Here is a 13,682-nt window from a genome sequence, read left to right as displayed (position 1 = left end):
CAGGCACTGGCCTAGGCCTATTCTGCTAGTGCAGTACGCGTTTACTTTTAAAATTACTTTAGAGGTGAAGTGCAATCAATCGGCGTAAGCTATTTTGCAGCGCTCGCCTTGCAGCTTATAGAGCTCCTTCTCCACGGCCAGTACTGTTTTGGCTTCAGTAAATTCGGTTTGATAGCGCCGGGAGAGTTCACGCCTTTTCAGAGCTTCCAGAAATCGACGGGCATCGTTGTGGTTTTCCAGTATCAGCCCGGGCACCTGAGTGGGCTGATCTTTTTCATCTTTGGCAACCATGGTAAAGTAGGAGGTGTTGGTGTGCTTTACCAGGCCGGTCTTCACATTTTCGGCTATCACTTTTATGCCTACCATCAGGGAGGTGTTGCCCACATAATTTACCGATGCCATAAGCGAAACCAGCTCGCCTACCTCTACCGGCTGCAGAAAGTTAACCCCGTCTACTGTTACCGTTACGCAGTAGTTGCCGGCATGCTTAGCCGCGCAGGCGTAAGCCACCTTGTCCATGAGCGAGAGCAGGATGCCTCCGTGTATCTTGCCGCCAAAGTTTGCATAACTCGGAATCATAAGCTCGGTGAGCGTAGTGCGGGAGTGCGATACAGGTCGGAAAACTGGAGTTGTCATTTTTTTATTTTGAATGAGTGGATGAGCGAATTAATAATTTTGGATGAATCAGTGCCTGAATAAATAATAATTACGCTGTGGTGGCAGCAACAGATTTATAATAACTTTTCTCAGAAACACCTATTCTGAACATTCTAAATTTTAATTCCGACAAAATTCATTCACTCATCCTCTCATTCACTCACTCAACAATCTATAAGAACACCACGTCCTTTACTACTTCTGCTCCGGCATCGCGGTTCAGTATTTCTATTACTTTCGATTTCGACATGTTAAGTTCGTGCTTAAGCGGAGCAGAGTCGAGGCGCACAAACAGTTTCTGGTCCCGGAAGTATAGCTCTTTTGTTTTCATGGCGATGGGTTTGCCCATAATCCTGCCCCAACTCTGGATCAGGTTTACCTCACTCAGCTTGCCCTGCAGCTTATAGGCCTTCAGCAGCGCCTGAATACTTTCCCCAATTGGCTGAATATCCGCTTTGCGGTAGTTGATGTCACTTTTCTTTCTGAATATATAGCGCACGTTTTAGAGATTTGAGTGAGTGATTTTTGTCTGGATCTTTAAATAGAGCCCTTATTTCAAGAAGTTATGGAGTCATAGAATGTTCAAAATAAATTATTTGAATGAAAATGCCTATCCTGATTTGCTGCTGCTCCTGCTACATTTCATTCACTCATCCGCTCATTCAAAATTCAGAATTAGCAAAGATCATTCATCCAAAATTACAGAGACCGTTCCTTCCGATACCTTAAATCTACGAATTTGCTCTGATAGGTTCTCAAGTATTTTGTCGGTGCGCTCCAGGTGCGTGTCCGTTAGGAAGATTTGGCCGAAGGTATGGGCGGCCACCATTTGCATGAGTTTGGTAATACGCTTCTCGTCGAGCCGGTCAAAAATATCGTCGAGCAGGAGCAGGGGCTTGTGGTGCTGTTGGGCAGCCATTACCTCGAAGTGCGCCAGCTTGAGGGCAATCACATAGCTCTTCTGCTGCCCCTGCGACCCAAAGTGCTTTACAGGGTTTTCATCCATCAGAAACACGAAATCGTCTTTGTGCGGACCCACAGTGGTGCGCTGCAGGGCCATGTCTTTGCGCTCGCTCTGCTCAAGCAGCTGCCGGAAGTTGGCGCCAGGCAGCTGGCTTTTGTAATCGAGCGTCACAGTTTCGTGGCTGTCGGAGATGTGGCGGTAATGTTTCTGAAAAATAGGAACGAAGGTTTGCAGAAAAGCCTGCCGCTGCTGTGCCAGTTCTTCGCCCAGCGGAGCCAGCTGCTCGTTGAGGATGTGCAGGTAGTCGCGGTCGAAGGTATGGCGCTCGGCAAACTGCTTGAGCAGCAAGTTGCGCTGCTTCAGAATGTGGTTGTATTTTATGAGCTGCTCCAGGTAAGGGTGGTGGAGCTGCGAAATCAGGCTATCGAAATACTTGCGGCGGCCCTCGCTGCCTTCCCGTATCAGATCGGTGTCGTAGGGTGAGATCAGCACCACCGGGAACCGGCCGATGTGGTCGCTTACTTTATCATATACGGCTTTATTGTGCGTTACAGTCTTTTTCTGGCCTGCTTTCAGGCTGCATTGCACCGTGTGTTTTTCCCCCTCAATCAGAAAACGCCCCTTTACCATAAAAAAATCTTCGTCCTGCTTAATGCTCTGCACATCGGAGCTACTAAAGGCGCTTTTGGTCATAGAGAGGTAGTGAATCGCGTCCAGCAGGTTTGTTTTGCCGCTTCCGTTGTCGCCGATAAAGCAGTTTATATGTTCCGAGAAACTAACGAAAGCTTCTTCGTAGTTCTTGAAAAAGAGCAAATTGATATTTTCGAGGAACATTAGTTTCTACTTTGATTTCTTTTTCCTTAAATTCGCAAGCCAAACCCGTTTAGGCATTTATGCCTCTGGTTTTACAGGATGTAAAAACTCCTCAACAGCACACAACGGATATTTTATAACGAATACAAATATTACCCATGGCTGATACAAAAGAAAGAACAAAGCCGGCGAAAGCAAAGGTAGAGACAGAACCAACATTTTCAAAGGAGACTTACATGACCTGGTATGAGCAAATGAAGCTTATGCGTAGGTTTGAAGAGAAAGCAGGCCAGCTGTATGGTCAGCAGAAAATTAAAGGCTTTTGCCATCTTTATATTGGCCAGGAGGCGTGTGTGGCAGGAGCTGTTTCGGCTCTTACCAAAGACGATAAGTGGATTACCGCTTACCGCGACCATGCACACCCTTTGGCACTAGGCACAAGCCCTAACGCCATTATGGCTGAATTGTTTGCTAAGGCAACCGGTTGCTCTAAAGGCAAAGGCGGCTCTATGCACATCTTCGATAAAGAAGTAAATTTTATGGGTGGCCACGGTATTGTGGGTGCTCAGGTTCCGCTTGGAGCAGGTATTGCCTTTGCCGAGAAATATAACAACACCGGAAACGTGTGTATGTGCTACATGGGCGATGGCGCGGTGCGTCAGGGTGCTTTCCACGAAGCCCTGAACATGGCCATGCTCTGGAAACTGCCTGTTATCTTTGTAATAGAGAACAATGGTTACGCCATGGGTACTTCTGTAAACAGAACCTCTAACGTAACAGAGCTTTATAAACTGGGCCTTTCTTACGATATACCTTCTGAGCCTGTAGAGGCTATGTCGGTAGAAAACGTGCACAATGCCGTAGCGCAGGCTGCTGAGCGTGCCCGTGCCGGCGAAGGACCAAGCTTACTTGAGTTCAGAACATACCGCTATAAAGGACACTCTATGTCTGACCCAGCCAAATACAGAACCAAAGAGGAGCTCGAAGACTACAAAGGCCGCGACTCTATAGAGGCAGTTAAAGCAACTATTCTGGTAAACGAGTGGGCTACAGAAGAAGAACTTAACCAGATCGACGAGAAAATAAAGCAGCTAGTAGCTGAGTCAGTGACATTTGCTGAGGAGTCTCCTTATCCAGATCCGAAAGAACTGTACACCGACATCTACGTGGAGCAAGATTATCCTTATATCCAGGATTAATTTATTAAAAAAAATATAAAAGGACGGAATTAATAAGTAACCACTTGTGGTTTAACACATAAGAGCGGTATATTTGACGTTAATTCTCAAATTTTACGCATAGATTATTATTTTTTTCAAAGCTAATGGCAAAAGAAACACTTAAAAAGCACAACGAGTTAGAGGAGTTGGTAGAAAATCCGGATGCGTTGGCAGATCGCTTTACTCAGTCGGAAGATTTTGTAAAGAAGAACAAAACTACGCTGCTCGGAGTGTTTATAGCAATTGCCGCGCTTATTGTAGGTGGGTTTCTGTATTATAATTACCGGACTTCACAAAATCAGAAGGCGCAGGAAGCTATGTTTCAGGCTGTTTATTACTTCGAAGCTGATTCTTTGAGTAAAGCTTTGAACGGCGACGGGCAGTACGATGGCTTGTTGGCAATAGCCAATGAGTACAGCGGAACAGATGCTGGTAACCAAGCACGCTTTTATGCTGGTGTAGCTTTGCTAAAGCAAGGTAAGTTTGCGGAGGCCATCGATCAGCTGGAAGATTTCAGCTCGAAAGATTACTTGTTGCAGGCTCGTGCTTATAGCCTGATCGGCGATGCACTGCTGGAGCAAGGTAAAAATGGCGAGGCCGCCGACATGTACATGAGAGCAGCCAACCACAATGCTAACCAGTATTTCTCGCCACAGTACCTGATGAAAGCAGGTATTGCATTTGAGGCTGGAAACAACTTTAAAGCAGCTGCCGATGCTTACAATAAAATAATAACAGACTATGCCGCTGCCTCTGAGGTTTCTGATGCTAAAAAGTACAAAGCACGCGCAGAAGAATTAGCAGGAGCAACAAACTAAGAATCTTCCGGCATTTGCCAGAATTTATAAAGCGCTTTTGTCTTGCATGCAGGGCAAAAGCGCTTTTTGTTTGGTCCAGTTCCTTAGTTAGACTGCTCTCTTCGTAGCTTTGCCCTTGGCGACCATTGTCTGTAGAGCCAATAGAAATAGCAGGCAAGAACATGTTTGGAACAGAGCAGACGATTATTCTAATGAAAAGGGTCTTCCAGAGGCTTTTTCGGATTTCAGATGCCTAGGCATCTGAAAATAAATCCTTAGGTAGAACAACTGTTTTATATTAGGATCTCCAAATTTCCACATCTTCAAGTTTTCAAATTGCTAAATTAGCGCTTCAGCATATTAATAAATCAGCATACTAAAACCATGGCAACTTCATTAAAGAACCTGAACGAGTACAGCAAACATGGCTTTGCAGATATTTCAGATAAAAAATTTGGCATTGTAGTGGCCGACTGGCACAACGATATTACAGATACATTATGTGCCGGAGCCATAGAAACACTGCTGCAACATGGGGCTCAAAAGGAGAACATATTTCGAAATACTGTTCCCGGTAGCTTTGAACTTACGTTAGGAGCACAATTTCTGGCCCAGAATGAAGAAATAGACGCAGTAATAGCTTTAGGAGTAGTAATTAAAGGAGATACCAAGCACGATGACTACATAAACCATGCGGTAGCCAATGGGCTTACTACAGTTTCGCTAAAATATAATAAGCCGGTGTCGTTTGGGCTGGTTACTACCAATAACCTGCAGCAGGCGTTAGATAGAGCAGGAGGCAAGCATGGCAACAAAGGTGTAGAGGCGGCGGCAGCGGTTATACATATGCTAAGCTTTTAGGATAAATATAGGCCTTAAAAAGAAGCGGGGGCAGGCTATTTATATGGCCTGCCCCCGCTTCTTTTGTATATTGTTACAAATGCTTTTTAGAACCTAATGCCAAAGGCAAGTCCTGTTCGGATACCAAAGCCACCAAAAGCATCTGTATCGAAATCGTCTTCTGTGCCACTGGTTACTTTAATATTGCCTTTATTATAGCTCGGCCCTAAGAAGACATCAACTACAAAACGATCAGCTAATATCCACTGGTTACCTATAAGCAAGCCACCACCAAACGTATTGTAGGTTGCTTTTCCTTCAGCGCCTTCTGTAACATCTTCGTCGGCAGTGAGCTTAAACGATTGGTAGCGCAAGAAAGGAGCCACATAAAATCCTTCGGGAGCTTCTTTAGACTTAGATAGGTACTGCCTGAACTCCGGTGTTACGCCAAAGCCTCTGAAAGAGGTGCCTTCTACTGAGAAGCCAGTATAAAACAGGCCTAATTGTGCACTTTTGTCTGCAGAAATGTTTCTTTCATAGAACACGGAGCCGGTCCGAACAATGGGGCTAAAAACATTTACTTTAAAAATGTTGGTTTGTGCTTTTGCGGCTCCAGAGGCAACTGCTACAAGTGCAAACAGGATAATAAGAAATTTTTTCATAGTTTTTGAATGTTTTTTGGTAGAATAATGAAATTTCTGGAAGCTAAATTCATGCCAAACCTGGTATACTTAATTTTACTTTTAAAAATAAATTTTTGTCGTAATTTGCTTGTGACTTATATTAAACATTGTTAAAATTAAAGGCGTCGGAATGTAAAGATAAAAAACAGCTCTTGAAGGCCGTTTTCATTAGGAGAATTTGGCTCGCATTTAGGTTTTTACCTTATATGCTTTTACAGATGCTTGGCTGAAAGAGGGAGTACGGGTGCCTCAGGTAATTAATGAAGAAATTATTTGGTAGGGTGTGTAATTTCTCCTGAATGTACATTTGTTAGCAGATATAATTGTATGCTCCTGATTCTATTTGTTGCTAAAAGATTAAATTTTAGAAGAAGGTGGCGTATTAAGGATATTACTGCTATTTTTGCACCAAATTTAGTACAAATGCTATTTTAAGCAGGCTATAGGTACAGCTAGGGGTAAAAGACACTAAATCAGGTAATTGCTCGTCAACCCTTTGTTTTTATCTGTAAATGAACTTTGTAAGGCTGCGAATGTTAGCATAACAGAAGTAAAGATCAACTAGAAATCAAGTTCTAAAATATAAGAATGAGCACGAACCAAGAAAATCAGCGTTATTCCAGAGAAGAACTCGCAGAGTTTGAGAAGATTATTCTTGAAAAACTGACGAATGCCCGCAAAGAGGTAACTTTCATCAAAGAAACGCTAAGCCGCCGCAACGATTCAGGAACAGACAATACTGCTTCTCCAACTAAAGTGCTGGAAGACGGTGCTGACACGGCAGAGAAAGAAAGCTTAAACCAGTTGGCCTCTCGGCAGATGAAGTTTATGCAGCAGTTAGAAAATGCCCTGATACGTATTAAAAATGGCACCTACGGCGTTTGTATTGTAACTGGCAAACTGATACCAAAAGAAAGACTGCGTGCGGTACCGCATACGCAGCACTCTATCGAAGCTAAATTACAACGTAACGATTAGTACCATTTGCATTTGAATATTCTGCAGAACCATATACAGGCACTGGTTTTTTGTGCCCAGTCGCCAATCAGCATAGAAGAGATTCAGCGTGCTCTTACCGAATCGCTGGAGCTGGAAGTACTGGTGAGCGATGTGCTGGAAAGTATAGAAGAGATAAACGAGCAGCTGGCAAATGCCGGCTTCGCTTTTCAAATTTATGCCATAGGCGGTGGCTATCAGTTTCTTACTAAACCTGAGTTTCAGGATACGGTAGGCGTGTATCTGAAACAGAAGTCAAAGAAGAAGCTGTCTACGTCTGCGCTGGAGACGTTAGCCATTATTGCCTATAAACAGCCTATTACCAGATCAGGCGTAGAGCAGATACGTGGAGTAGGTTGCGACTACGCCATCCATAAATTACTGGAAAAAGAACTTATTGAAATAAAAGGTAAGGCCGAAACCATTGGGAGACCCGTACTCTACGGCACGTCTCAAAAATTCATGGATTACTTCGGCATCAACCACATCAAAGACCTCCCTCAGCTCAAAGACTTCACTACAGAAGAGAATATGATCGGCGAAATAGCCGATTAGCAAACCAGAAGCTACCCAACTTTAACATTTATTACTGCACATACCGGTACAGTAGCGATACTGCATCATTAATAATTATAGAATGGCAAGAGATAACGAAAGACCTGCCCGCGACAACAGCGGTGCAGGCGAAAGAGGTTCTGAAAGAAGAAACTTCAACAAACCATCTGACGACAGAGGAGAGAAGAAAATCTTTAACAGAAGAGATAAAGACGGCAGACCAGACAGCAGAGATGCTGGCGGTGAGCGCCGCTCATTTGGGTCCGACAGAAGAGAAGGAGGCCGCGGAGAAGGCAGCTTCCGTCGCGACGACAGAGGACCAAGTGGAAACAGCGGCGAAAGACGCCCATTTGGAGCCGGTAACCGCGAAGGTGGTGAACGCAAGCCGTACGGAAACGACCGCCGCGAAGGAGGCGAAAGAAGATCTTACGGTGCTGACAAACGAGAGAGTGGCGACAGAAAACCATTTGGCGCCGGCAACAGGGAGGGAGGCGAACGCCGCTCTTTTAACTCCGACAGAAGCTACAAGTCCGACAGACCGGAAAGAAGAGAAGGAGGCGAGAGAAGAAGCTTTAGCAACGACAGGCGCGAAGGCGGTGAAAGAAAACCGTTTGGCGCTGGTAACCGTGAAGGTGGTGAGCGCCGCTCTTTTGGAGGGGATAGACCAGACAGAAGAGAAGGTGGCCGTAATGAGCAGGGAAGCTTCCGCAGAGACGACAACCGTGGCGAAAAACGACCTTTTGGAACAGGAAACCGTGAAGGTGGAGAGCGTCGTTCTTTCGGAGGAGATAGAAGAGAAGGCGGTGAGAAAAGGTCGTTTGGTGCTGATCGTGGTGAACGGCGTTCTTTCGGCGACTCCAACAGACGAGATGATAGCCGAGGTGCAAGACCGGAACGTGGCGAAAGAAGCTCCTCTTATGGCGATAAAAAGCCATTTGATAAAGGCTCCCGCTTAGGCCAAAATGCTGCCGATCGCAAAAAAGGTCGCGGCAGCTACGATGAAAACGCAGCCGAAGCTCCTACTTATAACCTGAACCGCTACAAAGACAGTACCCGCATTAAAAAAACGAACCGTACCGGCGAAGAAGAGGATGGCTCTATCCGACTGAACCGCTACATCGCCAATGCAGGTGTATGCTCTCGTCGCGAAGCCGATGTACTTATCGAATCTGGTGAGATAAAAGTAAACGGGGAGGTGGTAACTGAAATGGGCCACAAAGTAAACCCTGGCGACACGGTGCACTACGGCAAAAAACTATTGAGCCGCGAGAAGATGGTGTACGTGCTGCTGAACAAGCCAAAAGACTTTATCACGACAACCGACGACCCGGAAGGCAGAAAGACAGTGATGGACCTGGTGGCTAACGCATCGAAAGAGCGAATCTTCCCGGTTGGGCGCCTGGACCGCAACACCACAGGCCTGCTGCTGTTTACTAACGACGGAGAATTGGCCCATAAGCTGACGCACCCTTCAAACGACATCAAGAAAATTTATCAGGTAGAACTGGATAAGCCAATAACCAAAGAACACTTTAAGCAGATAAGCGAAGGGCTTGAGCTGGAAGATGGTAAAGCAGATGTCGACGACTTGGCGCTGATTGGTGATTCCAACAGATTCCTGGGTGTTGAAATTCATATTGGTCGTAATCGTATTGTGCGCCGTATTTTTGAGCACTTGGGCTACGATGTGGTTTCACTGGATCGGGTACAGTATGCAGGTCTTACCAAAAAAGACCTTCCACGCGGCAATTGGCGCTTCCTGAACGAAAAAGAAGTGGTTAGGCTGAAATATTTCATGTAATCAGAACTTATGCGCAGCCTCGTTATCGATATAGGGAACACAGGCAGTAAGTATGGAGTTTTCGAGAACGAGATCCTGCTTACAAATGGCAGCTTCGGGAACAAAGGCAGTATTCCGCAGGAATTGCTGGACCAGGAGTTTGAGCATGCCATAGTGGCCTCGGTGGCTGGCAAAGCGCATTTTTTACAGGCAAAGCTGTCTGTGTCGGGCCAGTTTCTGGAGCTCTCGGCACAAACAGCTTTGCCTGTTTCTAACTTATACAAGAGCCCTGAAACCCTTGGAGCCGACCGCAAGGCCGGTGCAGTGGGCGCTCATTACTTTTTTCCGGGCCGAAATTGCCTGGTAATAGACGCGGGTACCTGCATTACCTACGATTTCCTGGATAGCCAAGGGCAGTACCATGGCGGTGGCATTTCGCCTGGTTTGCAAATGAAATACAAGGCCTTGCATAATTTTACCGGTAGGTTGCCGTTAGTACAGCAAATTGATCAGAATTTTTCGTTGATCGGGCAAACTACCCAAGAGTCTATCATAAGCGGAGTATTAGCCGGAACAGTAGCCGAAGTAAACGGGATAATACAGAATTATTCGGAAAATGCGTCGGATCTGGTGGTTATAGTTTGTGGCGGCGACGCAGCTTTTTTTGAAAGTAACTTAAAAGGACGCATCTTTGTAATTCCTGAACTGATTCTGATTGGGCTTCAAAGAATATTAGCATATAATGTATAAAATACTCCGATTGTTTATTTGCGCTGCTGTAGTTTGCCTGGCGCAGGCTGTGCAGGCGCAAAATTTCTCTAACTCCCCTTACTCCCGCTACGGTTTAGGCGACATCAACGAAAATCATGGCACCATTCGTACAAATGGTATGGCTGGTGTGGGCGTGAGTGCCGGTAATAACTTTCAGGCCAATACTGCTAATCCTGCGCTTCTTTACTATAATACAACTACGGTTTTCGATATAGGCATTGCCGGGCAGCTTCGTACTGCCAAAAATTCTGCCTTGTCGCGCACCGATGGCAACGCCAACCTGTCTTATCTTACACTGGGCGTGCCCTTGTCTAAAAGATGGACATCAGCACTTAGTTTGCGCCCTTACAGTACAGTAAATTACCAGATAACACAGTCAAGCCAGTTAGCCAGTAACCCGCAAGCCATGGAGTACCGGTATTATACCGGAGAGGGTGGCATAACAGAAGTAAACTTTGCGCATGGTGTCCGAATTGCAGATGGACTTAGTATAGGCGCAAGTGCCTCTTACCTTTTCGGCACGATTACAAAAGAGTCTGCGTCTGTTATACAAGACACTTCTTTAGTGAACATAAGCCAGGAGATGGTCGTGTATAGCGAACGCACCCGTTACAGCGATCTCTTGTTTAAGGCTGGAGCAAGCTATCGTAGAAAACTTACTGAAAAATGGTCTTTAGGGGCCGGAGCAGTATACAGTCTTAATTCTGATTTGAATACCACTCGCATCAATGCTTATGAGCGCAGGTCGCTTTCTGGTAGTACTATAGAAGATAATATATTGGCAGATAGTGCCAAGGGCAGTTCTACAGTGCCTGCGAGCATTCGTGCCGGCCTCAGCATCGATAATGGCAACAATTTTACCCTTGCCGCCGAATACACCACACAAAAATGGTCTGACTTCCGCAGCTTTGATGGTGTGCGCGAACTCAGCGATAGCTATACCATTGCCCTGGGTGCCGAGTATACTCCCAATCCTAACGCAGTGAGCGGCTATTTTAAACGTGTTACGTACAGAGCGGGAGCACGATTTGGCGACTCACCTTACAGCGTTAACGGAGAGCAGCTCAAAGATATGGCTCTAACTTGGGGGTTCACCTTTCCTATAGGACAAGCCTCTATGTACGATTACTACCAGATGAACACTGCCTTCTCGGTTGGTAGAAGAGGGACTAATGCCAATGGCCTGATTCAGGAAAACTACTTTGACTTTAGCATAGGCTTTACCATTAACAGCAGATGGTTCTTAAAGCGTCGTTTAGAATAAACCTTTTTAATAAAAAAAGCATTATAATATAAAAGCAGCCGTTCTTGTAGCGGCTTTTTTTATGAATCGGTGCTTGTTGGCTCTTGGGTAATATGTTAGGGGCAAAACACCAGAATTCGCAATTTTTAGTATATTCACTAAATAAAATATTTTGTTCTATGCCAAAAGCGTGGATAGTGGGGCTGCTGGCAGTTTTAGCTGTGGTAAGCACTGCTTGCGATAAAGACCTGAAAGATCCGGATAAGGAAATAAAATACACCGGGCCGCTGATAGAAAACAACAATGTGCTAACGCTTTTCAGCGATTCGGCCAGGCTCCTCATTAAAATGAAGGCGCCGGTGCAGCAGGAGTTCGAAAATGGAGACGCTATTTTCCCAAAGGGAGTATACATTGAGTTTTACGATGAGCCAGGTGTGATGACATCTACCTTACGGTCTAACTACGGCAAGCAGGATCGGAACAAAAACCTTTACCACGTTACAGGCAACGTAGTGGTAGAGAACCTGCAGAAAAAAGAAAAGATAGAAACCGAGGAGCTGTTCTGGGATAAGAACAGAGACAAGATCTATACTGATAAGTTTGTGAAAATAACCACAGACAGCGAAGTAATTACAGGATACGGGCTGCGGACTAACCAGAAGTTTTCACCTTGGGTAATGACAAAGGTAACCGGCAGCTTTGCACTAGAAAAAGAATGAACCAGGGTCTGTTAAATACTATTTTATTATCGCTGGCATTTGTGGCCATGGTAATAGGCATACATAAAAGCATTTACGAGTCGGATATAGCCACTAATTATTGGATATTCATGATTTCGCTGATCCTGTTTATGGTGTACCGCCACAGGAAAAAGCGTAACAGCGCCTGATGCTGCTCTAACTCTATGATAGACCCCAGTCAGATTATATTATTGCTTGTGTCGCTGCTATGCTCAGCCTTTTTTTCGGGCATAGAAATCGCTTTTACCTCAGCCAGCCGCATACAGATTGAGCTTGACGAGAAGAATGGCGTACTATCAGGTCGTATTCTTACGTTTCTGCTCAAGAACCCGTCGCGGCTTATGGGCACGGCGCTTATAGGAAACGTGCTGGCGCTGGTGTTTTATGGCTTTATTATAGCAGGCATTCTCCACAATATTTTATTTTACCTGCTACCTGAGCCCCTGCAGCTAAACCTGCTTATACTGGTGCTCCAGATCCTGATTGCTTCCCTTATTGTACTCTTTACGGCCGAGTATATTCCACGCAGCTTGTTTGTGATTAACCCAAACCGTATGCTGCAGGTGCTGGCAGTGCCCATTTTGCTTTTCTATTACTTGCTTTACCCGGTGGTGTACCTCATCGTGAGCCTGAGCCAGTGGATGGCCGAAAAAGTGCTGCGGGTAGAATTCTCTGTCGACAAGCCCGTGTTTGGCCTCACAGATGTGAATGCTTACATCCGGAACCGCTTATACCACCCAGAAAAAGAAAATGCTCCAGAGGTAGATTCTGAGATTTTTCATAACGCTTTGGAATTTAGAACGGTGAAGGTACGTGAGTGCATGGTTCCCCGCACCGAGATAGAAGCCGTGGAGCTTAGTGACAACATTGAAGCACTGCAGAAGGCTTTTGTGAGTACTGGTCATTCTAAAATACTGGTCTACGACGAAACCATAGATAATATTGTAGGTTATTGCCATCAGCTCGACATGTTTAAGCAGCCGCTTACTATTGCCGAAATACTGTCGCCGGTGAGCCTGGTGCCGGAGAGTATGCTGGCCAGCGAAGTGTTTGTGCGGCTGGTAACAGAGCACCGTTCGGTTGCGGTGGTGGTAGATGAGTTTGGAGGCACGTCGGGTATTGTAACAGTAGAAGATGTGATAGAAGAAATATTCGGCGAAATACACGATGAATATGATGAAGATTCGCTGCTGGAGCAGGTGCTGCCGGAGCAAGGAACTTACCTGCTGAGTGCCCGCCATGAAATCGACTACCTGAACGATAAATACGAGCTTGGTATTCCGGAGGGCGATTACGAAACATTAGGAGGCTTTATATTGTCAGAATCTGGCGAAATACCATTGCCCGGCGATGTAGTGGAGGTGCCGCCGTTTACCATCACAGTGCTTTCTATGGACGAGAACCGGATAAATGCGGTAAAGTTGGTTAAAGCATCAGAAAATCAGGAAGATGCAGGGAATTAAAATCCCGAGCCGGAATGTTTCATATTTTTAGATTCACTAATACAGATGCGAACACTTGTTATTTCCAGAGTCATTTGCATCTCAAAATGGTGAATCTGATGAAGCTCTGAAACAGATATTTATAAAATTTTGAAATTTAGCGCGATTAACCTTATTTTGC

General features: G+C 45.4%; 15 protein-coding genes. 11 read left to right on the top strand and 4 right to left on the bottom strand.

The window, feature by feature from the left end:
- Positions 1-75: 75 nt before the first annotated feature.
- The 3 genes from ACMA1I_RS13300 to recF all read right to left on the bottom strand — a co-directional run bounded on the left by ACMA1I_RS13300 (position 76) and on the right by recF (position 2,455).
- Positions 76-636 carry an acyl-CoA thioesterase gene (locus ACMA1I_RS13300; protein WP_337068861.1) on the bottom strand — a complete coding sequence of 187 codons (561 nt, stop codon included), beginning with the start codon at positions 634-636 and terminating at the stop codon, positions 76-78.
- A gap of 193 nt (positions 637-829) precedes the next feature.
- Positions 830-1,156: a DUF721 domain-containing protein gene (locus ACMA1I_RS13295; protein WP_337068860.1), complete on the bottom strand. Its 327-nt coding sequence runs from the start codon at positions 1,154-1,156 to the stop codon at positions 830-832.
- Positions 1,157-1,342: 186 nt separating this feature from the next.
- Positions 1,343-2,455, bottom strand: coding sequence for a DNA replication/repair protein RecF (recF, locus tag ACMA1I_RS13290; protein WP_337068859.1), 1,113 nt, complete (start codon positions 2,453-2,455; stop codon positions 1,343-1,345).
- Between the two features lie 137 nt (positions 2,456-2,592).
- Between recF and pdhA the strand changes: the two genes are divergently transcribed.
- The 3 genes from pdhA (at position 2,593) to ribH (ending at position 5,312) form a co-directional block, all read left to right on the top strand.
- Positions 2,593-3,633, top strand: a complete 1,041-nt coding sequence (pdhA, locus tag ACMA1I_RS13285; protein WP_337068858.1) for a pyruvate dehydrogenase (acetyl-transferring) E1 component subunit alpha — start codon at positions 2,593-2,595, stop codon at positions 3,631-3,633.
- 125 nt (positions 3,634-3,758) lie between these two features.
- Complete coding sequence (locus ACMA1I_RS13280; protein WP_337068857.1) at positions 3,759-4,472, top strand: tetratricopeptide repeat protein; 714 nt, start codon at positions 3,759-3,761, stop codon at positions 4,470-4,472.
- Positions 4,473-4,835: 363 nt separating this feature from the next.
- Complete coding sequence (gene ribH, locus ACMA1I_RS13275; protein WP_337068856.1) at positions 4,836-5,312, top strand: 6,7-dimethyl-8-ribityllumazine synthase; 477 nt, start codon at positions 4,836-4,838, stop codon at positions 5,310-5,312.
- Between the two features lie 86 nt (positions 5,313-5,398).
- Here the strand turns inward: ribH and ACMA1I_RS13270 are convergent, their stop codons facing one another.
- Positions 5,399-5,953: a DUF3575 domain-containing protein gene (locus ACMA1I_RS13270; protein WP_337068855.1), complete on the bottom strand. Its 555-nt coding sequence runs from the start codon at positions 5,951-5,953 to the stop codon at positions 5,399-5,401.
- A gap of 609 nt (positions 5,954-6,562) precedes the next feature.
- Here ACMA1I_RS13270 and ACMA1I_RS13265 point away from each other — a divergent pair.
- The 8 genes from ACMA1I_RS13265 (at position 6,563) to ACMA1I_RS13230 (ending at position 13,522) form a co-directional block, all read left to right on the top strand.
- Positions 6,563-6,952, top strand: a complete 390-nt coding sequence (locus tag ACMA1I_RS13265; protein ID WP_337068854.1) for a TraR/DksA family transcriptional regulator — start codon at positions 6,563-6,565, stop codon at positions 6,950-6,952.
- Between the two features lie 12 nt (positions 6,953-6,964).
- Positions 6,965-7,525, top strand: a complete 561-nt coding sequence (gene scpB / locus ACMA1I_RS13260) for an SMC-Scp complex subunit ScpB (protein ID WP_337068980.1) — start codon at positions 6,965-6,967, stop codon at positions 7,523-7,525.
- Positions 7,526-7,607: 82 nt separating this feature from the next.
- Positions 7,608-9,326, top strand: a complete 1,719-nt coding sequence (locus ACMA1I_RS13255) for a pseudouridine synthase (RefSeq protein WP_337068853.1) — start codon at positions 7,608-7,610, stop codon at positions 9,324-9,326.
- 9 nt (positions 9,327-9,335) lie between these two features.
- The gene (locus ACMA1I_RS13250; RefSeq protein WP_337068852.1) at positions 9,336-10,055 is read left to right on the top strand and encodes a type III pantothenate kinase; all 720 of its coding nucleotides are present in this window, start codon (positions 9,336-9,338) and stop codon (positions 10,053-10,055) included.
- On the top strand, positions 10,048-11,340 hold the full coding sequence (locus tag ACMA1I_RS13245) for a hypothetical protein (protein ID WP_337068851.1): 1,293 nt from the start codon (positions 10,048-10,050) through the stop codon (positions 11,338-11,340). The genes ACMA1I_RS13250 and ACMA1I_RS13245 overlap by 8 nt, the downstream gene beginning before the upstream one ends.
- Positions 11,341-11,498: 158 nt before the next feature.
- The gene (gene lptC / locus ACMA1I_RS13240) at positions 11,499-12,038 is read left to right on the top strand and encodes an LPS export ABC transporter periplasmic protein LptC (protein WP_337068850.1); all 540 of its coding nucleotides are present in this window, start codon (positions 11,499-11,501) and stop codon (positions 12,036-12,038) included.
- The gene (locus tag ACMA1I_RS13235) at positions 12,035-12,208 is read left to right on the top strand and encodes a hypothetical protein (protein WP_337068849.1); all 174 of its coding nucleotides are present in this window, start codon (positions 12,035-12,037) and stop codon (positions 12,206-12,208) included. Before lptC ends, ACMA1I_RS13235 begins: the two co-directional genes overlap by 4 nt.
- A gap of 15 nt (positions 12,209-12,223) precedes the next feature.
- Positions 12,224-13,522 (top strand): hemolysin family protein, encoded by a 1,299-nt coding sequence (locus ACMA1I_RS13230; RefSeq protein ID WP_337068848.1) that lies wholly within the window; start codon positions 12,224-12,226, stop codon positions 13,520-13,522.
- The last annotated feature ends 160 nt before the right edge of the window (positions 13,523-13,682 follow it).

The sequence above is a fragment of the Pontibacter sp. 13R65 genome, assembly GCF_047525655.1.
GTDB lineage: Bacteria > Bacteroidota > Bacteroidia > Cytophagales > Hymenobacteraceae > Pontibacter.
The sequence above is the reverse complement of the archived record's forward strand: the minus strand, read 5'-3'. Positions and strand labels throughout refer to the sequence as shown.